The 465-nt window shown below is 69.0% G+C and carries 1 pseudogene; it reads left to right on the top strand.

The features are described from left to right. A pseudogene (locus JFB92_RS25060) lies at nt 1-465 on the top strand (IS3 family transposase); the annotation flags it as partial.

Genomic DNA, 465 nt, shown 5'->3' with positions numbered 1-465 from the left:
TCTGAAGGCGGCTTCGGCTTTCTTCGCGGCCGAGCTCGACCGGCCACAACGGTAATCATCGCCTTCATTGACGCTCACCGTGAGCGTTTCGGTGTCGAGCCGATCTGCCGGGTGCTCACCGAGCACGGCATCGGGATCGCCGAAGCGACCTACTGGATGCGCAAGCGGCGCGGGGCCTCCGGCCGCGCGCAGCGCGACGAGGAACTCAAGGCCGAGATCCGGCGAGTCCATGAGGCGAACTTCGGCGTCTACGGCGCCCGCAAAGTCTGGATAGCGCTGAACCGCGAAGGCATCGGTGTCGCGCGCTGCACCGTCGAACGCCTCATGCGCGAGATGGGGATCCGTGGTGCGCGCCGAGGTGGCTACAAGGCCCCGACCACGGTCGCCGATCCGAGCCATGACCGTGCACCGGACCGGGTCGACCGGGCCTTCACCGCGGCCCGGCCGCACCGGCTGTGGGTCGCC

This window comes from Glycomyces salinus (genome assembly GCF_016428645.1).
In the GTDB taxonomy this organism is placed as follows: Bacteria; Actinomycetota; Actinomycetes; order Mycobacteriales; family Micromonosporaceae; genus Glycomyces; species Glycomyces salinus.
Note: the sequence above shows the minus strand (reverse complement) of the source record. Positions and strands in the feature narration are given on the sequence as shown.